23 protein-coding genes, 1 tRNA gene and 1 pseudogene are annotated in these 23,926 nt (G+C 62.3%); 16 read left to right on the forward strand and 9 right to left on the reverse strand.

Annotated features, from left to right (window positions below; translation table 11 throughout):
• The first annotated feature begins 278 nt into the window (after window positions 1–278).
• The 12 genes from ffh (at window position 279) to KC8_RS02070 (ending at window position 11,787) form a co-directional block, all read left to right on the forward strand.
• Entirely contained in the window at window positions 279–1,742 is a 1,464-nt protein-coding gene (gene ffh / locus KC8_RS02015; RefSeq protein ID WP_029624670.1) for a signal recognition particle protein, read from the forward strand.
• Window positions 1,743–1,776: 34 nt separating this feature from the next.
• On the forward strand, window positions 1,777–2,193 hold the full coding sequence (gene rpsP, locus KC8_RS02020) for a 30S ribosomal protein S16 (RefSeq protein WP_010126459.1): 417 nt from the start codon (window positions 1,777–1,779) through the stop codon (window positions 2,191–2,193).
• A 136-nt stretch (window positions 2,194–2,329) separates the two neighbouring features.
• Entirely contained in the window at window positions 2,330–2,800 is a 471-nt protein-coding gene (gene rimM, locus KC8_RS02025) for a ribosome maturation factor RimM (protein WP_010126458.1), read from the forward strand.
• A 4-nt stretch (window positions 2,801–2,804) separates the two neighbouring features.
• Window positions 2,805–3,545: a tRNA (guanosine(37)-N1)-methyltransferase TrmD gene (gene trmD / locus KC8_RS02030; RefSeq protein ID WP_010126457.1), complete on the forward strand. Its 741-nt coding sequence runs from the start codon at window positions 2,805–2,807 to the stop codon at window positions 3,543–3,545.
• Window positions 3,546–3,548: 3 nt separating this feature from the next.
• Window positions 3,549–3,929, forward strand: a complete 381-nt coding sequence (gene rplS / locus KC8_RS02035) for a 50S ribosomal protein L19 (protein ID WP_010126456.1) — start codon at window positions 3,549–3,551, stop codon at window positions 3,927–3,929.
• Between the two features lie 114 nt (window positions 3,930–4,043).
• Window positions 4,044–6,257, forward strand: coding sequence for a S9 family peptidase (locus KC8_RS02040; protein ID WP_029624669.1), 2,214 nt, complete (start codon window positions 4,044–4,046; stop codon window positions 6,255–6,257).
• 109 nt (window positions 6,258–6,366) lie between these two features.
• Window positions 6,367–7,392 (forward strand): aspartate-semialdehyde dehydrogenase, encoded by a 1,026-nt coding sequence (locus tag KC8_RS02045; RefSeq protein WP_010126454.1) that lies wholly within the window; start codon window positions 6,367–6,369, stop codon window positions 7,390–7,392.
• A 44-nt stretch (window positions 7,393–7,436) separates the two neighbouring features.
• Window positions 7,437–8,057: a DUF2238 domain-containing protein gene (locus KC8_RS02050; RefSeq protein WP_010126452.1), complete on the forward strand. Its 621-nt coding sequence runs from the start codon at window positions 7,437–7,439 to the stop codon at window positions 8,055–8,057.
• A complete protein-coding gene (locus tag KC8_RS02055) occupies window positions 8,045–8,488 on the forward strand; it encodes a GFA family protein (RefSeq protein WP_029624667.1) in 444 nt (147 codons plus the stop codon). Before KC8_RS02050 ends, KC8_RS02055 begins: the two co-directional genes overlap by 13 nt.
• 69 nt (window positions 8,489–8,557) lie before the next feature.
• Complete coding sequence (locus KC8_RS02060) at window positions 8,558–9,313, forward strand: alpha/beta fold hydrolase (RefSeq protein WP_010126447.1); 756 nt, start codon at window positions 8,558–8,560, stop codon at window positions 9,311–9,313.
• Between the two features lie 67 nt (window positions 9,314–9,380).
• Window positions 9,381–11,201: a M2 family metallopeptidase gene (locus tag KC8_RS02065; RefSeq protein ID WP_010126446.1), complete on the forward strand. Its 1,821-nt coding sequence runs from the start codon at window positions 9,381–9,383 to the stop codon at window positions 11,199–11,201.
• A gap of 10 nt (window positions 11,202–11,211) precedes the next feature.
• Window positions 11,212–11,787, forward strand: coding sequence for a 2'-5' RNA ligase family protein (locus KC8_RS02070; RefSeq protein WP_010126445.1), 576 nt, complete (start codon window positions 11,212–11,214; stop codon window positions 11,785–11,787).
• Here KC8_RS02070 and KC8_RS02075 read toward each other — a convergent pair.
• A complete protein-coding gene (locus KC8_RS02075; protein ID WP_010126444.1) occupies window positions 11,756–12,157 on the reverse strand; it encodes a DUF3775 domain-containing protein in 402 nt (133 codons plus the stop codon). The two genes, KC8_RS02070 and KC8_RS02075, sit on opposite strands and share 32 nt — an antisense overlap.
• A 64-nt stretch (window positions 12,158–12,221) precedes the next feature.
• Window positions 12,222–13,454, reverse strand: coding sequence for an NAD(P)/FAD-dependent oxidoreductase (locus KC8_RS02080; RefSeq protein WP_010126443.1), 1,233 nt, complete (start codon window positions 13,452–13,454; stop codon window positions 12,222–12,224).
• Between the two features lie 169 nt (window positions 13,455–13,623).
• Between KC8_RS02080 and KC8_RS02085 the strand changes: the two genes are divergently transcribed.
• The 4 genes from KC8_RS02085 (at window position 13,624) to KC8_RS02100 (ending at window position 16,554) form a co-directional block, all read left to right on the forward strand.
• Window positions 13,624–13,700, forward strand: a tRNA-Met gene (locus KC8_RS02085).
• Window positions 13,701–13,865: 165 nt separating this feature from the next.
• On the forward strand, window positions 13,866–15,062 hold the full coding sequence (locus KC8_RS02090) for a tyrosine-type recombinase/integrase (RefSeq protein ID WP_010126442.1): 1,197 nt from the start codon (window positions 13,866–13,868) through the stop codon (window positions 15,060–15,062).
• Entirely contained in the window at window positions 15,059–15,322 is a 264-nt protein-coding gene (locus tag KC8_RS02095) for a hypothetical protein (protein WP_010126440.1), read from the forward strand. Before KC8_RS02090 ends, KC8_RS02095 begins: the two co-directional genes overlap by 4 nt.
• A gap of 60 nt (window positions 15,323–15,382) precedes the next feature.
• Window positions 15,383–16,554 (forward strand): IS3 family transposase gene (locus KC8_RS02100; RefSeq protein ID WP_157663893.1). Its coding sequence is split into 2 segments (ribosomal slippage): window positions 15,383–15,647 and window positions 15,647–16,554, totalling 1,173 coding nucleotides; the frame shifts between segments, so codons are not numbered across the junction.
• Here the strand turns inward: KC8_RS02100 and KC8_RS02105 are convergent.
• From KC8_RS02105 to KC8_RS20480, 7 genes and pseudogenes are all read right to left on the reverse strand, one after another.
• Window positions 16,554–17,027: pseudogene (locus tag KC8_RS02105) on the reverse strand (PHP domain-containing protein); the annotation flags it as partial. The gene KC8_RS02100 and the pseudogene KC8_RS02105 sit on opposite strands and share 1 nt — an antisense overlap.
• Before the next feature lie 90 nt (window positions 17,028–17,117).
• Window positions 17,118–17,885: a site-specific integrase gene (locus KC8_RS02110; protein ID WP_010124543.1), complete on the reverse strand. Its 768-nt coding sequence runs from the start codon at window positions 17,883–17,885 to the stop codon at window positions 17,118–17,120.
• Window positions 17,886–18,188: 303 nt separating this feature from the next.
• Window positions 18,189–18,752, reverse strand: a complete 564-nt coding sequence (locus KC8_RS02115) for a DUF488 domain-containing protein (RefSeq protein ID WP_010124540.1) — start codon at window positions 18,750–18,752, stop codon at window positions 18,189–18,191.
• Window positions 18,753–18,823: 71 nt separating this feature from the next.
• A complete protein-coding gene (locus KC8_RS02120; protein ID WP_010124539.1) occupies window positions 18,824–21,958 on the reverse strand; it encodes a type I restriction endonuclease subunit R in 3,135 nt (1,044 codons plus the stop codon).
• On the reverse strand, window positions 21,958–22,611 hold the full coding sequence (locus KC8_RS02125) for a hypothetical protein (protein WP_010124538.1): 654 nt from the start codon (window positions 22,609–22,611) through the stop codon (window positions 21,958–21,960). Before KC8_RS02125 ends, KC8_RS02120 begins: the two co-directional genes overlap by 1 nt.
• Window positions 22,611–23,714 (reverse strand): restriction endonuclease subunit S, encoded by a 1,104-nt coding sequence (locus KC8_RS02130; RefSeq protein WP_010124537.1) that lies wholly within the window; start codon window positions 23,712–23,714, stop codon window positions 22,611–22,613. Before KC8_RS02130 ends, KC8_RS02125 begins: the two co-directional genes overlap by 1 nt.
• The gene (locus tag KC8_RS20480) at window positions 23,711–23,833 is read right to left on the reverse strand and encodes a hypothetical protein (RefSeq protein ID WP_257789635.1); all 123 of its coding nucleotides are present in this window, start codon (window positions 23,831–23,833) and stop codon (window positions 23,711–23,713) included. The genes KC8_RS02130 and KC8_RS20480 overlap by 4 nt, the downstream gene beginning before the upstream one ends.
• Between the last annotated feature and the right edge of the window lie 93 nt (window positions 23,834–23,926).

Consider the following 23,926-nt stretch of genomic DNA (forward strand, 5'->3'; position numbering starts at 1 on the left):
TTTCGCCAGATGCGCCAGGCCAAAATGGCACTCCCCCATGAGCTGATCCGCATTCTTGCCGTTCAAGCGGTGCAGAATCGGTTAAACCCGGTGCGGGAAATACGAGTTTTATCGTACTTCTTGTCTTCCGCCCGGCAATGCGGTAGGCGGCCCCCGTTCGTTCCCATCGAACGTGACGCTGAAGCGCCCAAGGGTGCACGCTGGCCGGCGAGGTTTCGCCCGCCGGCGTATTTGCGTTTGGTGCGGATGGACAGGGTTTTGGTGGCCGGAGTGTGGCGATGTTCGAAAGTCTGAGCGAGCGGCTTGGCGGCGTATTCGATCGCCTGCGCGGCCGTGGCGCACTGAACGAAGCGGATGTTCGCGCCGCGATGCGCGAAGTGCGCATTGCGCTGCTCGAAGCCGACGTCGCCTTGCCGGTGGTTCGCGAGTTCGTCGACAAGGCGACCGAAAAGGCCGTCGGCCATCAGGTGCTGCGTTCGGTGACGCCGGGCCAGCAGGTCGTGAAGATCGTCAATGACGCGCTGGTCGAAATGCTGGGCGCCGAAGCATCGGACCTGGAGATCGATGTCGCACCGCCGGCGGTGGTGATGATGGTCGGCCTGCAGGGTTCGGGCAAGACGACGACGACGGCCAAGATCGCCAAGCGCCTGACCGAAAAGGGCCGCAAGAAGGTGCTGATGGCGTCGCTCGACGTCAATCGCCCGGCGGCGCAGGAACAGTTGGCGACACTGGGTGTGCAGGCTTCGGTGGCGACCTTGCCGATCGTTGCCGGCCAGCAGCCGGTGGAAATCGCGAAGCGCGCGTTGCAGGCGGCCAAGCTTCAGGGCTTCGACGTGGTGCTGCTCGATACCGCGGGCCGCCTCCACGTCGACCAGGGGCTGATGGAGGAGATGAAGGCGGTTGCCGACGTTTCGCAGCCGCACGAAATCCTGCTCGTCGTCGACTCGCTGACCGGCCAGGATGCCGTCAACGTCGCGAAGAGCTTTTCCGAACAGGTGCCGCTGACCGGCGTCGTCCTGACCCGCATGGATGGCGATGCGCGCGGTGGCGCCGCGCTGTCGATGCGCGCCGTTACCGGCAAGCCGATCAAGTTCGCCGGCACCGGCGAAAAGCTGGACGGGCTTGAGCCGTTCCAGCCTGCGCGCGTCGCCGGCCGCATCCTTGGCATGGGCGATGTCGTCAGCCTTGTCGAAAAGGCGGCCGAAACCATCCAGGTCGAGGAAGCCGAGGCGCTGGCGGCCAAGATGGCCAAGGGCCTGTTCGACATGAACGACCTGCGTGCCCAACTTGCGCAGATGACGCGGATGGGCGGCCTTGGCGCGCTTGCGGGCATGTTGCCTGGTGTCAAGCAGGTGAAGCAGGCGATGGCCAGCGGCGCGGTCGACGATCGGGTGCTCGTCCGGATGGACGCGATCATCGGTTCGATGACGCCGAAAGAACGGACCAAGCCTGAAATCATCAACGCCAAGCGCAAGATCCGCATCGCCAAGGGCAGTGGCACGACCGTGCAGGACGTGAACAAGCTGCTGAAGATGCATCAGGAAATGTCTTCGGCGATGAAGAAGATCCGCAAGATGGGCGGATTGAAGGGCCTGGGTGCGCTGTTCGGCAAGGGCGGCGGTTTGGGCGGCATGCTGGGTGGCGGTGGCGGTATGCCGCAGCTTCCGCCCGGTGGAATGCCGGGTCTTCCCGGATTGCCCGGCGGCCTGCCCCCCGGCTTCAACAAATTTGGCAAGAAATAAACATTTTCAACTGGTTCAATAGAAGGAAAGTCTCATGTCCGTTTCGATCCGGCTCGCCCGCGGCGGCAACAAGAAGCGCCCGTACTACCGCATCGTCGTCGCCAATTCGCGCAGCCCGCGCGATGGCGCGTTCATCGAGAAGGTTGGTACCTACAACCCGCTGCTCGCCAAGGAAGATCCGGCGCGCGTGACGCTGAACACCGATCGCCTGAAGCATTGGCTGTCGGTTGGCGCGCAGCCGACCGATCGCGTCGCCCGCTTCCTCGACGCCGCCGGCCTCAAGGAACGCGCAGCCCGCAACAACCCGAAGAAGGCCGAGCCGGGCGAAAAGGCCAAGGAGCGCGCCGAAGAGCGTGCCGCCAAGGTTGCCGCAGCCGAGGAAGCCGCCAAGGCCCCGGCCGAAGAAGCGCCCGCCGCTGAAGCGCCTGCTGAAGAAGCCGCCGAGGGTTGATCCCGGTGGCCGGCGCGTCCGGTTCCTTCCCCCGTGGGGGAGGGGCCGCGCGCCGTGGCGGTTGCATCCGTTCCCGCAGGCGGGAGCGGGTCGCAGCCGCTTTTTTGTTTAAGTGGTTTGAAGGGAAGGGCACGCGATGCGCGATGAACCCGTGACGCTGGCCGCCATCATCGGCGCGCATGGCGTGAAGGGCGAGGTGCGCCTCAAGCTCTTTACCGACGATCTCGCTCCCTATCCGGCGCTGGATGCCGGCGGCCGCACGCTGACGCTGAAAAGCATACGCGCCGGATCCAACGGCGCCGTCGCGCGGTTTGCCGAAATCACCGACCGCAACGAGGCGGAAGCGATGCGCGGCACGGCGCTGACCGTGCCGCGTTCGGCGCTGCCGCCTTTGGGTGAAGGCGAATTTTACCATGCCGATCTGATCGGGCTGCCCTGCCTGGTGGACGGCGTGGAAATCGGCAAGGCCGTCGCGATCGAGAATTTCGGCGCGGGCGATATTATCGAGGTCGAAAAGCCCGACGGCAAACGCTTCATGGTGGCGATTGCCGCCGCCGTGACGGTGGAACCCGATCGGTTGCTGATCGACGCAGCTTTCGTCGAGTAAGGCCATGACCTTCGCCGCCACCATCCTGACGCTCTACCCGGATATGTTCCCCGGGCCGCTCGGCACGTCGCTGGCGGGCCGGGCGCTGGCGGAAGGCAAGTGGGCGTGCAACCCGGTGCAGATCCGCGATTTCGCGACTGACAGGCATCGTTCGGTGGATGATACGCCGGCCGGCGGGGGCGCGGGCATGGTGATGCGGGCCGACATATTGGCGCGCGCGGTGGATCATGCGCTGGAGACGCGGCCCGATGCGCCATTGCTGGCGATGACGCCGCGTGGCCGGCCCCTTACCCAGGCGCGTGTGCGCGATCTGGCGGCCGGGCCGGGCGTCACCATCCTGTGCGGGCGTTTCGAAGGGATTGACGAACGCCTGTTCGAAGCCCGCCCGATCGAGCCGGTATCGATCGGCGACTATATCCTTTCGGGGGGCGAGATGGCTGCGCTGGTGCTGCTGGATGCTTGCATTCGGTTGCTTCCCGGCGTAATGGGCGCGGCTTCCAGCGGGGACGAAGAAAGCTTCGAAAGCGGCCTTCTTGAATATCCGCATTATACCCGACCACCCACGTGGGAAGGGCGCACGATCCCCGAAGTGCTGCGATCTGGGGATCATGCGCGGATCGACGCCTGGCGTAAAGCCATGGCCGAGGCCGATACAAGGCTAAGGAGGCCGGACCTTTGGGAGCGTCATGAGGGCGCTCGGGCCCAGTCTCCCTCTGGCGCGCGGCGACAGAAGAAGGAGCGATGAGCCATGAACCTCATCCAGACGCTCGAAGCCGAGCAGATCGCCAAGATCACCGAAACGAAGAAGCTGCCTGAATTCCGCGCCGGCGATACGCTGCGCGTTGGCGTGAAGGTCGTCGAAGGCGAACGCACCCGCGTCCAGAACTACGAAGGCGTGTGCATCGCGCGTTCGAACAAGGGCATGGGTTCCTCGTTCACCGTTCGCAAGATTTCGTTCGGCGAAGGCGTCGAGCGCGTCTTCCCGCTTTATTCGCCGAACGTCGATTCGATCGAAGTCGTCCGTCGTGGCGTCGTGCGTCGCGCGAAGCTCTATTATCTGCGCGGTCGTCGCGGCAAATCGGCGCGTATCGCCGAGCGTCGCGATCCGCGGGCGACCGCCGAAGCCTGATCGCTTCGCGGCTTGCCGGAAAATGGGGGCGTGGATGGGATGCCATCCACGCCCCTTTTTGCGTGGCATCCGCCGGGCTTGATCGCGGGCGGCTTCCTTCCGATAAGCTTGGGAATGCTCCGCATCCTTCCCGCCGCCGCGCTGATCGCGGCCGTCGCCCTCGTCCCTGCGGCTGCCATGGCCGAAACGCTGACGCTGGAACGGCTGTTCGCCAGCCCCAGCCTGTCCGGCCCGACGCCGCGTTCGTTAAAATTGTCACCCGATGGCCGGTTGGCGACTTTGCTGCGCAACCGCGCGGATGACGCGGAACGGTTCGATCTGTGGGCGATCGACACGCAATCCGGCAAGGCGCGGATGCTGATCGATTCCAGGGCAATCGGAACCGGGGCGGCGTTGTCCGAAGCCGAAAAGATGCAGCGCGAACGGCTGCGCATCGGCGGCAGCAAGGGTATCGTCGCATATGACTGGGCACCCGATGGCACGCGCCTGCTGGTGCCGCTGGATGGCGATCTGTATCTGGCGAACCTTGCCGGCCGGGTGACGCGGCTGACGGATAGCCCGGAGACCGAACTGGACGGCACCGTCAGCCGATCGGGCCGGTTCGTTTCCTATGTCGGCGACGGCAATCTGCATGTGATCGACACCCAAAGCGGGCAGGATCGCGCCGTGACCGAAGATGGCGGCGGCGCGATCAACTGGGGCGTGGCGGAGTTCGTGGCGAATGAGGAACTGGAACGCCGGCGCGGCCATTGGTGGGCGCCCGACGACAGCCTGATCGCGGTGGCGCGCGTCGATGAACGCAACGTCGAAATCTCATCCCGCGCGGCGATCGGCGCGGAGGGGACGACATTCGTCGAACAGCGTTATCCGCGCGCGGGCACGCCCAATGCCGTGGTGGACCTGTGGCTGATCAGGCCCGATGGCAGCGGCCGGGTGAAAGCCGATCTGGGCGCGGACACCGATATCTACCTGGCGCGGGTCGATTGGCTGCCCGATGCGAGCGGGCTGCTGGTGCAGCGGCTTAACCGTGCGCAAACACGGCTCGATATGCTGCGCATCGATGCGAAGACGGGGGCGGCGACGCTATTATTCAGCGAGACGGCCAGAACCTGGGTGAATGTGCACGACAATCTGCGTGTGCTGGGCGACGGCAGTCTGATCTGGTCGTCCGAACGCGATGGGTACAGCCATCTCTATCATTATAAGGATGGCGCGTTCACCCAGTTGACGCGCGGGGATTGGGCGGTCGAACGGCTTGTCGGCGTCGACCAGAAGGCCGGACGGCTATTCTTCACCGGCTTTGCCGACAGCACGCTGGAACAGCATCTCTACACGCTCGACTATCGCCATCCCGGCCCACCACGCCGCCTGACAGCGCCGGGCACCTGGAATGACGTGGTGATGGACGACAAGGCGGCCCGCGCGCTGATCACCACGACACGACCCGATCAGCCCCGGCAGGTATGGCTGGCCGATGCAGGCGGCAAGCGGCTGCGCTGGATTGAGGAAAATGCGGTTGGGGCCACACATCCGCTGGCGCCCTTTGCCCCCGATCTGATCGCGCCGACCTATGGCACGATCAAGGCGGCGGACGGCGTGACGGATCTTGACTATGCGATGCTCAAGCCGGCCGGGCTGAAGGCTGGGGAAAAAGCGCCGGCGTTCGTGTTCGTCTATGGCGGGCCGCACGCCCACACGGTGAAGCGCGATTTCTTCGATCTGAGGATGCAATATCTGGCGCAACGCGGCTGGACGGTGTTCATGCTCGACAATCGCGGCATGGGCGATCGTGGCAAGGCGTTCGAGGATCCGATCCATCGGGCGATGGGCGGGCCGGAGGTGGCCGATCAGCTGAAGGGGCTGGACTGGCTGAAGCGCCAACCCTTCGTCGATCCCGCGCGCGTCGCGGTGATGGGCTGGTCCTATGGCGGCTACATGACCCTGAAGCTGCTGGAGGCGGCCCCCGGTGCGTTCGCAGGCGGCGTGGCGGTGGCGCCGGTGACGCGGTGGGAACTGTACGACACGGCCTATACCGAACGCTATCTGGGCAATCCGACTGCGGACAAGGCGCCCTATGAACAAGCGAGCGCGCTGGGCCATGCGACGAAGATCCGCGATCCGCTGCTGCTGATCCACGGCATGGCCGACGATAATGTGCTGTTCGAAAATTCCACCGCGCTGATGGCGAAATTGCAGGATGCGTCGATCCCGTTCGAAACGATGGTTTATCCGGGCAAGACGCATTCGATATCGGGACAGGCGACGAGCCTGCATTTATGGCGGACGATCGAGGCGTTTCTGGATCGGCGGGTGAAGACGGTAAACTGACGAAGCTCGACTTGTCGACCTAATAGCCATGCGGGCTGGACATATCCGCGTGGTCCCCTAAACCGCGCCCGGCCGCAGGTGCGGCTCATGTCCAATTGGAGCGAGTAAAATGGCCTATCGGGTAGTCGTCGTCGGAGCCACCGGGAATGTCGGGCGCGAAATGCTTAACATTCTGGCCGAGCGCGAGTTTCCGATTAAAGAGATCGCCGCCGTCGCCTCCTCCCGCTCGACCGGGGACGAGATTGATTTTGGCGATACGGGCCAGAAGCTCAAGGTGAAGAATCTTGAGCATTTCGACTTCACCGGCTGGGACATGGCGCTGTTTGCCGTCGGTTCCGCCGCGACGAAGGAATATGCGCCCAAGGCCGCGGCTGCCGGCTGCGTGGTGATCGACAATTCGTCGCTGTACCGCATGGACCCGGACGTGCCGCTGATCGTGCCGGAAGTGAACCCGGAAGCGATCGACGGCTATACGGCGCGCAACATCATCGCCAACCCGAATTGTTCGACCGCCCAGATGGTGGTGGCCCTGAAGCCGCTGCACGATGCCGCAACGATCAAGCGCGTTGTCGTGTCGACCTACCAGTCGGTTTCCGGCGCGGGCAAGGAAGGCATGGACGAGCTGTTCGAACAGTCGCGCAACATTTTCGTCGGCGACCCCGCCGAGCCGAAGAAGTTCACCAAGCAGATCGCGTTCAACGTGATCCCGCACATCGATGTCTTCCTGGATGATGGCTACACCAAGGAAGAATGGAAGATGGTGGTCGAAACCAAGAAGATCCTTGATCCCAAGGTGAAGGTGACGGCGACCTGCGTGCGCGTGCCAGTGTTCGTCGGCCATTCGGAAGCGATCAACATCGAATTCGAAAACGAGCTGTCGGCGGCCGATGCGCAGAAGATCCTGCGCGAAGCCCCGGGCGTGATGCTGGTCGATAAGCGCGAAAATGGCGGCTATGTGACGCCGGTCGAATGCGTCGGCGATTTCGCCACCTTCGTCAGCCGCGTTCGCGAGGACCCGACCGTCGAAAACGGCCTGGTGCTGTGGTGCGTGTCGGACAATCTGCGCAAGGGCGCGGCGCTCAACGCCGTCCAGATCGCGGAATTGCTCGGCCGTCGCCACCTCAAGAAGGGCTGAGGAGCCAGCAAGGGATGGCCGGCTATCGCGCTTCATGGAGGGCGATGCCGGCTTCCCAGCGCTGGATGATCCTGCTGCTGGGCGCGGCTGTCGCGCTGGCCAATATGGCGCAACCTTATCCGTCAGTCGCGCCGCTGCATCATGTGCCGACCGTGCTGCTAGTGTTCGCCGCACCCGTTCTGCTTGCCCGATGGCCGCTGTCCACCCGGACGGTGGCCTTTCTTTTGGCATTCTGGCTGCTGCATACGCTGGGCGGACGTTACACCTATTCGGACACGCCATATGATGGCTGGGCCGCGGCGTTGACCGGGGCGACGATCAGCGACGCCTTCGGCTTTACCCGCAACCATTATGACCGGCTGGTCCATTTCATCTTCGGCGTGGCGAGCGTGCCGTTGCTGGCCGAACTGGCGCGCGGCGGTGGCCTTCGTTCGATCAGGGCGATGCTGTGCATCACGATCGGGTTCGTGCTGGCGGCCAGTGCTGCCTATGAGGTTTTCGAATGGCTGCTGACCCTGGCGATCGCGGGGGATGCCGCGGACGCCTATAACGGGCAGCAAGGCGACATGTGGGATGCGCAAAAGGATATGGCGCTGGCCTTCGCCGGCACGCTGTGCATGATCCCGTTCGAACTTCGGCGAACGAGGCGAGGATGGCCCGGATGATGACCGGCGGCTGCCAGTGCGGCCGCATTCGTTACGAAGCCGCGATCCGCGATGACGAAGCCTATCTGTGCCATTGCGGCTATTGCCGCCGGGCGACGGGCGGTGTTTCGGTGGCGTTCAAGAATGTCGCGCAGGCCGATATACGCTGGTCGCGCGAGCCGGACTGGTATCAATCGTCGCCGATCGCGCGGCGGCCTTTTTGTTCGGCCTGCGGCACGCCGCTGGGATTCTCGTATCTTGAAGGGCCGAATATCGACCTGACAGTGGGATCATTCGACGATCCGGGTTATTTCCGTCCGACATCCAACTTTGCGATCGATACCAGGCTTTCGGCATGGGAGGACACCAGCCACCTGCCGGGAATGCGGCTCGACGAACATCAGTCGGCGGTGGACCGCTGGATCGCCGCCACGGGAAAGCTGCCCGATTGAACGAGGCGGGTGTGGATCGGGGCGGGCCGAACGGCTAGTCCGGTTCGATCGTGGCTTATCGGGTGACGCATGACGGACATACGGGAAGGGCGCTTTCGCGCTGCGGACGGGATCGACCTCGCGTGGCGGGAAATGGGCGAAGGGCGGCCGGTGGTGCTGATCCACGGCTATTTTTCGAACGCGTTCACCAACTGGATTCGCTACGGCCATGCAGCCCTGATCGCCGACGCGGGTTTCCGGGTGATCATGCCCGATCTGCGCGGACATGGCGACAGCGGCAAACCGCATGATCCCGCCAGCTATCCGCGCGACATACTGGCTGAGGACGGCTTTGCCCTGATCGCGCATCTGGGCCTGACCGATTATGATCTGGCGGGCTATTCGCTGGGCGGACGGACGAGCGTGCGGATGCTGGCAAAGGGCGCCGCGCCGCGCCGCGCGATATTGTGCGGCATGGGGCTGGACGGCATCCTCCACACCGCCGGGCGCGGCGATTATTTCCGTCATGTGCTGACCAATCTGGGCAGTTTCGAACGCGGATCGAGCGAGTGGATGACCGAAGCGTTCCTGAAAACCACCAAGGGTGATCCGGTGGCCTTGCTCAACATCCTTGAAACCTTCGTCGATACGACGCGGCAGGAGCTTGCGGCGATCGACCGGCCGGTGCTGGTGGTGACTGGCGCGGAAGATGACGACAACGGGTCAGGCGAGGCGCTGGCCGCCGCGATACCGGGCGCGCGGTTTCAGCCGGTTCCCGGCAACCATATGAGCGCGGTGCTGAAATCCGAACTGGGACAGGCGATCCGCGATTTTCTGGTGGCTTGACCGCGCGGCCAATCCGGGTTTGATCTGGCCCCAATCGCAAATCAGGACCCGAAAGGAGTCTTACTTCATGAAAATCACAATCCGCGCGGCTGTTTCCGCGCTTGCGCTGGCTGTCGCCGCTGTGCCGGCCATCGCGGCCAGGGAACCCGCGCTGACAGCGGCCCAGGCCGACCAGTTCATCGCCAAGGCGGAAAAGGAATTGTTCGACCTGTCGCTCCCCACCCAGCAGGTGGCGTGGGTGAACGCGACCTACCTGACCGACGATACCGACGCGCTGAACACGCTGTTCGGGGCGAAGAATACCGAGGCGTCCGTCAGACTGGCCAAGGAAGCGGCGAAATATGACAAGGTTTCGGGCCTGTCGCCGGACACGCGCCGCAAGCTGGACATATTGCGGCAGGGCATCGTCCTGCCGGCGCCCTCCCGCGAAGGGGCTGCGACCGAACTGAACGCGCTGTCGACGAAGATGAGCTCCGCCTACGGCAAGGGGCGCGGCACGCTGAACGGCAAGGACATCAACGGTTCCGACATCGAAGAGAAGATGGGAACGGATCGCAATCCGGCCGAACTGAAGGAAATGTGGGCCAGCTGGCACGACAATGTCGGCAAGCCGATGAAGGACGATTATGCCCGCATGGTTGCGATCGCCAATCAGGGCGCGAAGGAACTGGGCTATCAGGATCTCGGCGCGATGTGGCGCTCGAACTACGATATGGCGCCGGATGATTTCGCCAAGCTGACCGACAAATTGTGGATGCAGGTGAAGCCGCTCTACGATCAGCTGCATTGCTACACCCGCACCAAGCTGAACGAGAAATATGGCGATGCGGTGCAGCCGAAATCCGGCCCGATCCGTGCCGATCTGCTGGGCAATATGTGGGCGCAGGAATGGGGCAACATCTATGACATCGTTGCCCCGAAGGGCGCGGGCGATCTGGGTTTCGACACCACCGACCTGCTCAACGCCAAGGGCTATGACGCGCTGAAGATGGTCAAGGGCGGCGAAGGGTTTTTCTCGTCGCTGGGCTTTGCGCCGCTGCCGGACAGCTTTTGGGCGCGTTCGCAATTCACCAAGCCGGCCGACCGCGAGGTGATCTGCCACGCATCCGCGTGGGACGTGGACAATAAGGACGACCTGCGGATCAAGATGTGCATCAAGGTGAACGGCGACGATTTCACCACCATCCACCATGAACTCGGCCATAATTATTATCAGCGGGCCTATAACAAGCAGCCGTTCCTGTATCTGAATGGCGCCAATGACGGGTTCCACGAAGCGATCGGCGATGCCATCGCGCTGTCGATCACACCCGATTATCTGGTGCAGATCGGCCTGCTCGATCCCGCCAAGGTGCCGTCCGAAGACAAGGATACCGGCCTCTTGCTGCGGCAGGCGATGGACAAGGTGGCGTTCCTGCCGTTCGGCCTGCTCGTCGATAAATGGCGCTGGGGGGTGTTCAACGGCACGATCAAGCCGGCGCATTATAATGATGCGTGGACCGACCTGCGCCTGCAATATCAGGGGATCACCCCGCCGGTGGAACGCGGCGCGGATGCGTTCGATGCGGGGGCCAAATATCATGTGCCCGCCAGCACGCCTTATGCCCGTTACTTCCTCGCGCGGATTTTGCAGTTCCAGTTCTACAAGGCGGCGTGCGACGCTTCCGGGTGGACCGGGCCGCTGCACCGCTGTTCCTTTTATGGCAACAAGGAAGTCGGCGCGAAGCTGAACGCGATGCTGGAAATGGGTATGTCGAAGCCCTGGCCCGATGCGTTGCAGGCCTTTACCGGCAGCCGCGAAATGGATGGCACGGCGATGATTGCGTATTTCAAGCCGCTGATGACGTGGCTGGAAGCGCAGAACAAGGGCAAGACCTGCGGCTGGTAACGACCCGCTGATGGACCGGAACGGCGGCGGGGCAGGGGCCTTGCCGCCGTCTGACGCGAGCCACGGCCCGATCATCGTGACCGCGCTATTGGGCGAGGCGGATTTCGCGTGGTTGGATGGGCTGCGGCGCACGCATTTTCCGGCCGAGCGCAACCGCGTGAGCGCGCACCTCACCTTGTTCCACCACCTTGCACCATCGCTGGAAGGCGAACTGGCGCGCAGGCTGGTGGCGGAGACGCGGCGGGAGCCTGCGCCATCCGCGCGGATCGGCGGGGTGATGCGGCTGGCGCAAGGCACGGCGCTCAGGGTGGATTCGGCGGAGCTGGAGATGATCCGCGATCGCATCGCCGGTGCGTTCGCCGGCTATCTGACGCCACAGGACGCAGCGGTGTGGCAGCCGCATATCACGATCCAGAACAAGGTCGACGCGGCGGCGGCCCGTGCGCTTCAGATGGAACTGGGTGCAGGCTTTCGGGCGCGCCCGCTGGCCATCACCGGACTGGCGTCATGGCGCTATCTGGGCGGGCCTTGGGCCGCGATCGGGCGCTACCCGTTCAATCGATCTGGCCGATCCCGTCGCAGCTGAGATCGAACGCGGCAAGACCGGCATCAAGATAGGCGGCCAGCATCGGCATATCGAGCAACTGATCGACAGGATCCTCCCCGCCGGCCGCTTCTTCCAGCGCCTCATCCCATTCGGTGGCGTCGAACGTGCCGCGGCCCACCCAGGCGAGTGCCAGCACCTCGGCTACTTCGTCGTCGGCAAGATCATCGAGGAAGGATCGCACCTCCTCCTCGATCGCGACATTCGCTTCGTCTTCAAGCACCGCAAGAGGATCATCCGAATCGGCCGGATCATCCTCATCATCGGTTTCGATGGCGGGAACCTGTGCTTCCAGCTCACGCGCCCGCACGATCAGCCGGCATACCGTTTCAAGCGGAACCGACAATTCCATGCGACGTCTCCCTTACGATAGGAACCTTGTCGGGAACGAGGCACGGCCCCACCGGTTCCCGCGATCAGCCGACGAGCGATTTGAGAGGGACGGATGCGTCGCCCAGCTGATCGAGCGGCGGCGCAATGCCACCCACCACCAGCGCACGGCCCTGGACATAATCCTTGGTCGCATTGACGCAATCGAGCGCGATGACCTTGCCGCCTTTCAGATAGACGACCGAAAAGCTGCGTTCCGCCGGATCGCCGCGCATCACCAGCGCATCATGGCCGGTCGACAGGCCCACCGTCTGCAGGCGCAGATCATACTGGTTCGACCAGAACCACGGCACGGCGTGATAGGCATCGGTCGCGCCCATGATCGTCTTGGCCACGACATTGGCCTGATCATTGGCATTCTGGACCGATTCGAGGCGGATGCGCGCGCCATCGGCGAACGCATTTTCATGCGCGGCGCAGTCCCCGATCGCGAAGATATCGGGCAGGCTGGTGCGGCACAGGCCGTCCACATCGACGCCGTTGCCGCCGGATGCGCCCGCGGCCAGCAGCGGTTCGACAGCCGGGATGATGCCGATGCCGACGATCACCATCTGGGCGGGCAGAACGGTGCCGTCCGCCAGCCGTACGCCGGTTGCCCGGCCATCGTTTTCAAGGATGCAATCGACCGAAACGCCAAGGCGCACGTCGACGCCATGGGCGCGGTGTTCGGCTTCGTAGAATCGCGACAGCGGTTCGCCGGCGACGCGGGCCAGTACGCGATCAAGCGCTTCGAGCACCGTCACCGTCTTGCCGAACTTGGCGAGGACGGCGGCGGCCTCAAGGCCGATATAGCCGCCGCCGATCACGACGACATCGGTGGTTGCGTCCAGCTCGGTCATCATCTGATCGACATCGGCGCGGGTGCGCACGCCGTGCACGCCCTTTACCCCGTGGCCTTCACAGGCCAGGCGGCGCGGCGATCCGCCGGTCGCCCAGATCAACTTGCCGTAACCGATCGTCGATCCATCGGCGAGCGTCACCTGATGCGCGGCCGGATCGACCGCCGTCACCCGGCGGTTGAGCAGCAGATCGACATTGCGTTCGGCCCAGAAAGTGGCCGGACGAATCAGGATGCGTTCGAAACTTTTCTCTCCCGAAAAATAATCCTTGGAGAGCGGCGGCCGCTCATAAGGGGGTTCCGGCTCATCGCCGAGCAGCGCCACGGTGCCTTCGAACTTCTGCTGACGCAGCATCAAGGCGGCCTGCGCGCCGCCATGCCCCGCGCCTACGATCAGAACGTCATATTGTCCCACGCTCATCCTCAACCCCGGTCTAATTCCGATTCCCGGTGCAGCCTGTATCCTGCCCGGCTGCCCTGCGCCAGTTGACTGTGTTTTGTCGCCGCATAGCTGTTGACCGGTGCGCAACCTCTGCCTATAGGCCCGCCACGCCCGGCGACGTTCCACGATCCGCCGGCGCCCGAAATGGGGCGGAGTAGCTCAGCTGGTTAGAGCAGCGGAATCATAATCCGCGTGTCGGGGGTTCAAGTCCCTCCTCCGCTACCAATTTCCTGTTTGCCAACACCTGTTGGTGATTGAAAAAATCCCTAATTTCCGCTAGTTTATGACCAGTCGCTGATTGTCGGCGATTGCCTTTGTCTGCCTGTAATCGTGGAAGATGGGGGCCTTTTTTGGGGGCATTGCAAAGCCCCTACGGAAGCGAGGCCCCCAATGCCGCTGACCGATACCGCGATCCGAAACGCAAAACCCAAGGAAAAGCCCTACAAAGTGGCGGATTCGCAGGGGCTTTATTTGCTGGTCAATCCGAGAGGCAGCAAGCTTTGGCGTGTGAAATACCGTATCAACGGTGTGGAGCGAAAGCTGGCGATTGGGTCTTATCCGGAAATCACGCTAGCAGAGGCGCGTTCGGCACGCGACGCGGCTCGCCGGCAATTGGCCCACGACATCGACCCCAATTTTGCCAAGCGGCAGGCTCGCATAGAGGCAAGTATGCGTGCGGAAAACAGCTTCGCGAAAGTGGCCGAGGAGTTGATTGCCAAGCGAGAAAAGGAAGGCGTGTCGCCACGCACGCTGGAAAAATATCATTGGCTGCTAAAGCTGCTGGGAAGCGAGTTTGGACGCAGGCCGGTTGCCGAGATCAGTCCCGCCGAACTGCTGCATGAAATCAAGCACCACGAACGACGGGGGCGGTATGAAACTGCTAAGCGGCTTCGTTCTTTTGCCAGTAGGGTGTTCCGGTACGCCGCTGCCACGGCACGGGCAGAGCGAGACCCTGCGCAATTGCTTTTGGGCGCGCTCATCCAGCCAAGGGTCAAGCACTTTGCGGCGATCACCGACCCCGTCGGGTTTGGTGGGTTGCTCCGGTCTATTGAGGACTACGAGGGCGATCCGGCAGTCATGCACGCGCTCAAACTGACGCCCCATCTGTTTCAGCGGCCCGGCGAGTTGCGGCAGATGGAATGGGCCGAGATCAACTTTGAGAAAGCAATCTGGACGCTGCCGCCCGAGAAAATGAAAATGCGGCAGCCCCACGCGGTGCCCTTGTCGCGGCAGGCATTGGAGATTCTGGCGAGTATGCGTGGGCTGACCGGGAAAGGGAACTATGTGTTCCCATCGGTTCGGACGCGAGCGCGTCCGATTTCTGAGAATACCATCACCGGCGCTTTGCGCCGCATGGGCTACACCAAAGAGCAGATGACCACGCACGGCTTCCGCACATCGGCTTCCTCGCTGCTGAACGAATCTGGCAAATGGAATCCCGACGCTATCGAGCGGGCGCTCGCGCATATGGTGTCCGGCGAGATACGCCGCATATACAATCAGTCGGCCTATTGGGCTGAACGTGTTGAAATGGCGCAGTGGTGGAGCGACTATCTGGATGAATTGCGCGAAGGAGGAAACAGATGACAGGTCGCCCCGGAGAAGGTTGGAAAATCTTCGCGGACGGGGACGAATCCGATAATGTGCCACTCTGGAAAGTGTTGGCTCAATTCAGATCGGACGAGCTGGATGAGGGCTTGGGCCTTAACGCCGCGATCATCAATCACGCCAAGCCATCGCCGGTTCGATATTATAATCTAGCCTTCATCATCAGCTTTACTTTCGGCTTCCTGTCCGTCCTCCTCTTGATCGGCCTCCTTGTATCGGGCCACTCGGCAGCAACGTGATCTGCCTCCGTCTGAGTGGTCCATCGACTATGATAGTCTGGATCACGAAAGGGACGACGAATGCCGAGCAAGAAGCACAAGCCGGAAGAGATCATCGGCAAGCTGCGTGAAGTTGAGATCGTGCTGGCGCAGGGTGGAACGACGGCCGAAGCCTGCCGGCGCATCGCGGTCACCGAGCAAACCTACTACCGCTGGCGCAAGGAATATGGCGGTCTGAAGACCGACCAGGCGCGGCGGATGAAGGATCTGGAGAAGGAGAATCTGCGGCTTCGCCGGGCGATCTCGGACCTGACGCTGGACAAGCTGATCCTTCAGGAGGCCGCTCGGGGAAACTTCTGAGCCCCGCGCGGCGGCGACGCTGTATCGATCAGTTGCGGCGGGAGTTGCCAGTGTCCGAGCGGCGTATATGCCGGGTGCTCGGGCAACATCGGTCGACGCATCGCAAGGTGCCGCGCGGGGCGGATGATGAGGTGCGGCTCACCGAGGACATTATCGCACTGGCCAAGCAATACGGCCGCTACGGCTATCGCCGGGTGACCGCATTGCTGCGCGATGCCGGCTGGACGGTGAACCGCAAACGCGTTGAGCGGATTTGGCGCAAGGAGGGGTTGAAGGTGCCACAGCGCCAGCCAAAGCGGGGCCGGTTATGGCTGAACGACGGCTCGTGTATCCGGCTCAGGCCGGAATATCCAGGGCATGTCTGGGCCTACGACTTCGTCGAGGGCCGTACGCATGACGGGCGCAAGTTCCGGATCCTCACCATTATCGACGAGGCCAGCCGGGAGTGCCTCGCGCTTATCGTGGCACGCCAGCTCAAGCATGAAGATGTGCTGGCGGCTCTCGCTGACCTGTTCATCGCGCGGGGACCACCGGCTCATATCCGGTCGGACAATGGCGCCGAGTTTATCGCCACTGCCGTGCAGACATGGCTCGCCCAGATCGGCGTGAAGACCTTGTATATCGCGCCCGGTTCACCGTGGGAGAATGGTTATAACGAAAGCTTCAATGGGTCGCTCCGCGACGAACTGCTCAACGGCGAGATCTTCTACAGCCTCGCCGAGGCCAAGGTGCTGATCGAGGCCTGGCGGCGGCATTACAACACCGTTCGCCCGCACAGCAGCCTCGGCTATCGGCCGCCGGCCCCGGAAAGTGCGACACCGCCATTGCCGCCGTCCGGTTCCGCTTCGCTCCACCTACCGTCAGCAATGGCGGCGGAAGCAACAATGCACTAACAATCAAACCGGACCACTCGGTGGGGGCCGATCAGAGCCTGCCGAGCCTTATCGTTCAAGCTGGCGACAACGATGCCAAGGCGACCCTGCGCCTCCCGGCGCCATTCTTCCAACAGGTCGGCGTCAAAGAGGATTAGACACTGATAGCCGTGACGACAGGTCAGTTCCATGCCTGGAAACAGCAGGAGGTCGAAGTCTGGTTCGAGATCGCGCCGGGCTGCGATAGCAGCTTGGACATACGGTACCATGACCATTTCGTGATGGTCGGTGATGGCGATGGCCTCTAGTCCGCGCCGGACGCACTGCTCGACGAAATCCTCCGCCCATTGCTGGCGAGCGGTATCAACATCGACGACAGTTGCAGGCACCCCGTCCTTGTCGTCGCCAATTCCAATTGGTCGGACACCTTGCCAATTGGGATCGCGCGGTGTGTGCACCTGAAAATCGCATTTTCGCCAATATGCATAACTCATCACTGCCCCCCAATTGAGCATGCAATATGACGAAGGATTGATTGACGACAAGTGATCTTAACGTTGGAAACATGGGTGCGACTGGCGCGTTCACAATACCGCACCAGCGGCGTTGCCGGTGAACATGTCGCCGTCCCGAATGTAGCGAGCCAGCATGGCGTCGCTCTTGTGGCCGGTCTGTTGGCGGATTTTCCATGACGAGGCTCCGGCCATAGCGGCGCTGGTAGCAAGTCCGGCGCGCAGGGAGTGGCCGGAGAATGTCACTGGATCGAAGCCCGCTGCTTCTACCCGCTTTTTCACGATCGTGGAAACGGCTTCGCCAGACAGGCGATCCGGGGCGATATTCCCATGCCGGTCGATGCTGCGGAATAACGGCCCCTCCTCGATCTCGGCATGGGCCAACCAGTCAGCGAGGTGCCGCACTGGACACCAGCGGGTTCGACCATGCGGGATAGCGATCTTGCGGCCTTGCCCGGTTTGGTCAGTTTTGGACCGGCGCAGATGCAGCACGATGCCCCGTCCACCATGCTCAACATCGCTACAATCGAACCCGACGAGTTCGGATCGGCGGAACGCTCCGGCGAACCCGATCAACAGCAACGCACGGTCGCGTAGATCAATCGTGCGATCACCCATCCTCTCCAGCACCGAGAACAGGTCGTCGCGCTGCAACGCTCGCGCTTCGCGCTGCGCCGTGCCCTTGGTCCGTCTGATCCCGCTCATCGTCGATTTCACGATTTCGGCCCGACAGGGATCGTCATGGCCAAGAGCGCGATGTGCTTTCGCAATTGCGGCGAGCCGACGCTGGATCGTGGCGACGGCATGGGTTTCGGCCAGATCGGCCAGATACTCCGCCAAGACGTATGGTGGACAGGGGATATTCCTGCCGGATGCCCGGAAATGGGCTAGGTCGGCCGCGTAGCCGCGCTGGGTGCCAGCGGATAGGGAAGAGGTTATGAAGCGTTGGAGAGGCTCTGAGATCAGCCCTGCGGGTTGGGGGCGCCGATCCCTCGGATTGCCAGAGTTGCAATTAATTGCATAACTCGCATCACCGCCATTTCGTACAATTATTTGTTTTTCCATATCGCGATTTATCCTCTTATTTCAGTTGGATATGCAAAATCCGCTGTGCAGAAAAAGGGGGTCTAAGCATCGCGGTTTTCAGCCCAATTTGCGCTCCTGCCGGGCGTAGGCTTCCTCCAGACGTTCATCATGCTGGGTCAGCAGATCGGCGGTTAGCTTGTGTAGGGTCATCAGGCGGGCTTCGGCCTCTTCATGGCTCTCCAGCGTGCCGTCGTGACGAATGTGCGCGACCCTGACATCGGGTAGACCGTGGAGGTGACGGGCGATCAGAGAGAAGCGATGACATTGCAGCGGGTCGCGTTCCGCGCACAGGAGAGCAGGCGTGCATCGGGCAGCGATGCCCAGAACGGTTTCAATTGCGGTAGTGAAGGCAGCGGTTCCGCGCCGCGCCGCGTAATCGGTGGGGCCACTCACCGGCACCCCGCCCAGAGCATCGCCCAAATGGATGTAGGCGATGCCGCCCCGGTTCAGCCGGACCCGCAGTTGCGGTTTGCAGAAATGTGCCCAGCGTGACCGGGGCGATGATCGCACGTCGATGACACAGCCGACGTCGAATTGATCGAGAGCGTAGCTGAATTCGTCCCAGCCGATATTGGAGTGCCCAAGGGAAAGAACGTTAATCACGATGATGAACCTTGCCAAACAAGGGTCATCCTAAGTCAGGATTGCCAATTAATACATTATTTTCAACTACTTATTATGTATTTTCAGGATCAAGTGTACCGCCGCAATACGAAATCCCAGACCTGTTCCACCTTGCTGTCCCACAATGCTTGCGGATAGGGATTTTCCGGCAGTTCGTTGAGGCGCTGCCTGATCTCTGTCCAGACCGCGCCCCGCGTTTCCTGTCCGCGAACCCAGTCTATCGCGCCGGTCAGGTCGCGTAACTTCTCCAGCAGGGACCGAGCCACCCGCTTGACGTCCTGCTCCTCCGCCTTGGTGAGTTTGGGTTCCGGGTTCGTCAGCAGATCGAAGATTGCCAGTTCCTCTTCGGTCAGTTCCTCGCGGGCAGCGCGCTGCTCCTCCTCGTCCATTTCCCCGATGAACGCCTTCAGCGCCTCGAAGAATTGTTCGGCATCGACCGAACCGGCGTTGTAATCGGCAACCAGCTTTTCCAGCCGCTCCACCAGATGTTGCCGGGTGGGATTGGCCTCGGCCATTTTCCGGGCCTTGTCCTCTGCCTCATCGCGCAGCTTTTCGGCGGTGACTTTCGGGCTGGCGGCGAAAAGATCGGCCAGCTTGTCAAAGTCGATGCCGGAGAGGTCCACGCGCCCCTTGGCGGTGTCGCCCTCAACGATGGGCGTCAGGATCGCGACGCCTTCCAGCTTTTCGTCGAGCAGTTCGGCGATGCGGGCGGAGATGGCGGATATATCGACCGGCCCCAGTTTGGCCTTCACCGCGTCGGACAGGGTGTGGAACACCGCAACCGGCCTCAGATAAGGCGCGGCCCGCTCATCCGGCAGCAGTGCCTTGTAAGCCTTGGTCACGGCGGCGGTCAGGCGCAGGAACTCGCGGCGGCGCTCATCGGGCGCGATCAGCATTTCCACGGCCTGATTGATGAGCCGCAGCCGGTCAAAATTGCGCACCGCTATGATGGCGTCCGGGTCGATGCCCAGTGGCTGGACGAACGCCCGTGCCGATCCCAGCGCATCTTCAAGGGTGGCGACAAGCGCCTCCTTGTCCTTGATCGGCGTTTCCTCGCCCCCGCCGCCCGCATAGATGGCGAGCGCCTTCTGGAGGTTCTGAAACACGCCGACATAATCGACGATCACGCCCGATGTCTTGCCCTCGGCCCGGCGGTTGGCGCGGGCAATGGTCTGCATCAGCGTGTGGTTTTTCATCGGCTTGTCGAGATAGACGGTGCCGATGGTGGGCACGTCGAAGCCGGTGATCCACATGGCGCAGACGAACACCAGCCGCAGCGGATCATCGGGGTCTTTGAACTTTGCCTCCAAATCCTCTCGCTGCATCCGTTCGCGGTGCGGCAGGATGTCGAGGCCCTTCTTGCGAAGGTCGTCGATCTCGTTCTGGCTCTGGCTGACCACCACCGCCATATCGAGTTCGCGCAGCCACATCAGCCGTTCGGCGATGGCCGCGCCCTCTGCTTCATGGGCGGTCTTCAGCCGTTCCTCGTCCTGTGCGATCAGCCGGGCGACTGCGGCCTTGACCCTGTCGTGCATGGCGACGGCGGTTGCCTTGTCGATGGCGACGAACATCGCCTTGCCGCGATAGCCCCGCATGGCGAAGTGCAGCGCCACGTCCTCGGCCACTTTGTCCAGCCGGTCGGGCGAAGTGATGAGGGTGTATTGCCGCCCGAATTGCTGGCTGAGCTTCTTTTCCTGCTCCTCGTCCAGCATCGCCTCGTCCAGCAGCGCGTCCATCTCCTCCCGAAACTCGTCGGAATGAAGCTGCAACTCCGGCTTTCTCGCCTCGTAGAACAGGGGGACGGTCGCGCCATCCCTCACGGACTGGGCGAAATCATAGACGGAGACGTAATCGCCGAACACCTCGCGGGTGCGGCTTTCCTCGCCCTGTATCAGCGGGGTGCCGGTAAAGCCGATGAACGACGCATTGGGCAGCGCCGCCCGCATATTGGCGGCAAGCTGGTCATACTGGCTGCGGTGCGCCTCGTCGGTCATCACGATAATGTCGGATCGTTCGGACAGCACCGGCATGGGTTCTCTGTCCGCCGTGCTGAACTTCTGGATCAGGCTGAACACATAGCGTTCATTGCCCGCCAGCAATTCTTTCAGATGGGCGCGGCTGCCCGCCTGCGCCTGATGAATATCTTTGGTGAGCGCGCCCGCCGATGCGAATTGCCCGGCAATCTGGTCGTCCAATTCAGTGCGGTCGGTAACGATAACGAAGGTGTAATTCCCGCCCAGCCGCCGCAGCACCTTTTCCGCGAACATCACCATCGACAGGCTCTTGCCGGACCCTTGCGTGTGCCAGAACACGCCCAGCCGCCCCTGATTGCTCTCGATATGGCGGACGGCCTCGATGGCGCGGTTGACGCCCAGCACCTGATGATATTTGCCGACGATCTTGCGCAGGCCCCCGCGTGCCTCGTCGAACAGCACGAAACTCTCGATCAGATCGAGGAAGCGGGCAGGTTCGCAGGTGGCGCGCAGTAGGGTTTCAAGGCCGGGATCGTCCGGCCCGTCCTCCTCCAACCGCTTCCACGGCGCGAACACTTCGTAGGGGGCATGGGCCGCGCCCATCACCGCCTCCAGCCCGTTCGACAGGATCACGAAGCCATTGGCCGGGAACAGGTGCCCGATGGTGTCGCGGTAATCACGCAGGTTGTTGTCGTAGGCGTCCGCCAGCGGACAGGCGGGGCCTTTCCATTCCGCCAGCAGCAGCGGCAACCCGTTGACGAAGCCGATGGTGTCGGGCCGACGCCGATGCAGAACCCCGGCGATCCAGACCTGACTGGCGACAAGGAAGTGATTGGCGGTTATGTCCCGCCAGTCGATCACCCGCACCAGCAGATCGTCAAATTTGCCGTCATCTCGCCGCACCTGAACCGGAACGCCATTGCGGATCAGCGACAGCACTTCGCGATTGGCGGCGACCGGCAGCATGGCCGAACGGTCGCGGGTCAGTTCCGTTTCGGCTTGGGCAAGGGCTTCGGCTGGCAGGGCCGGGTTCAGCCTGTGCAGCGCCGCCTTCAGATGCGCAGGGAAATACGCTTGTTGAAAGCTGGTGCGCCCGGTGGGGTTCGCAGTCCCCGGCTGCTCGCCATGCAGATCGACATGCTGCCAGCCCAGTCCCCGCAACAGGGCGAGGGCTGGCTTTTCGACAATGCCATCCTCTGATGCGACGATACCGGTCAGTGAGATGGCCATTAGTTGGGCACCTGCTGGCCACTCCGGGCGGTCGATACAACATCTTCAGATGCCCACTCGCCCATCGTTTCGCCTTCTGCAGGGAAATGGGGGCCGTACATCTCCTTCCCAGACCGCAGGATTGCATCGCGATATCTTGTGGCAAGCTCAGTCCCAACGCGGCGCATGTCAGAACGAAGCAATGTCATTTGCCCGATCCAGCCCATTCTGTCGGAGCAGTCGAAAGTGAACCCAACAAGCGTCGGGCCGGAGTTGAACGGCTTCACGTTCCGCGCATCGCCATGCGCAACGGCATTTCGAAGATTTATCAATACCTGCTCAATCGTCTGACCTTCGAAGCCGTGGGTGGCGGGCACGCGGATGCTGCTCGAGCCGGTTCGCTCTATGCGCTCAACTGGCGCTGTCGGAACGGACCATGGCGCATGCCTGGCATCGCAGCCTTGAAGTTGCGTGAGCAGTTCATGCGCGGCTTTGTCCTTGGCCGTCAGGCGCTGTGGCTCCGGTATTCTCAGGTGCTGAAGAACCCAGCATAGGACTGACGTGAACAAGGCGTATGTTTGCGTCGCAAGATAATCGCCTTGGGGTACTTCGATCATCTGCCGCATCCGGTCTACGACGGCCCATTCGGCGTGATCTGCGGTTATCAGCCCCATTATGCTGCCTCTTCCAGTTCGCGTTCTGTCTCAACGACGGAAAGCTGGCCGGAAATCAGGCGCGGCAGGAGGAGGTCGCGGGAGGCGGCGAGGTTCCTATTGGAGTGTTCCAACGTCTTTACCTGATCCATCAGCGGTTCCGCGAACGCCCCGTATTTTTGCACCAGAGCATCTGGGGCGATCATTACAGCCCTTGCCAGAGCATAGTCTCGGTTGAGGCCGGGGACCGCTGCATGGCTGTTCTCGAACGGCACCCGTTGTAGCAGTTGATAGACATACAGGAGCGGCAGTCGCGTATCGACGTAATAGGTCGTGTCGATCGGCCAGAAGTCTGTCGCCGACCAAATTACCGAACCGACATTGCCTTTGCGGCCGACAACTATGCCCGGCCCGGCGACCAAGGCTTCCACATGGGAACCTACCACGCCACTTGAGCCAATAACGGCTACATCTCCCGGACGCCTTGCGTCCGCTTTGAGCGCCTTGCCATAGGGTAGGCGGAGCAGATCGCCCAATGCTCCCCACGTCCACCCCTCCGGCAGCGAGCCTTCGGGTGTATCGTGGATTGGCACCGCTTCATGGCCGGGGAAACGGAAGCGGACGAACCATTCCTCGAACAGCCCCCGCGCCATCTCCTCCAGCACCGCGATCCGCCGCCGGTTGACCTCGATCAGATCGTCATACGCCCCAAGAATGGACGCGACGCGGCGCTGGGTTTCGAGAGGAGGAACCCGAACCTCACAGTCCTTGAGCAGCTTAAAATGCCGTTGATAGCCAAACTGTTTCAGTTCCACGGCGTGCAGTGCGTAGTAGAGATAGCGCGCATCTATGCCTTTGACCGGACGCAAAAGCTGGGTTCCGTCCGCACCAACTGCGAAACGAAAATCAACGAACTTAAGGCAGCAGGTATGATCGCCGAAAATGATGACTGGAAGCTCGCCATCGTAGGCGCGATCCACTTCATCGGTGAAACCTGCGATAAAGTCGGTGCTTTGGTCTATAATCGGGATCGAACCGCTAGCCTGATATTCGTTGGTCTTGAATTTGTGACGTCGGCGCTGAACCTCAATGATGTTTTCGATGGAGTATATGTCCGAGGTCATGCCAGCACCTCGGCCACATTCGCCGCGATCACATCCTGCAATCGCGCTGCCTCAGCGTTCAGCCCTTCCAGTTCCTCCTGCAAGGCTTCGAGCCGCTCGCGGAAGTCCTCGTCCTCCACCTGCTCGCCCGGCGCGACGCCGACATAGCGGCCGGGGTTGAGGCTCCAGTCCTGCGCGGCGATCTCGGTGTCCGTCGTCAGAACATTTGGCGC

It is taken from the genome of Sphingomonas sp. KC8, assembly GCF_002151445.1.
In the GTDB taxonomy this organism is placed as follows: domain Bacteria; phylum Pseudomonadota; class Alphaproteobacteria; order Sphingomonadales; family Sphingomonadaceae; genus Sphingomonas_E.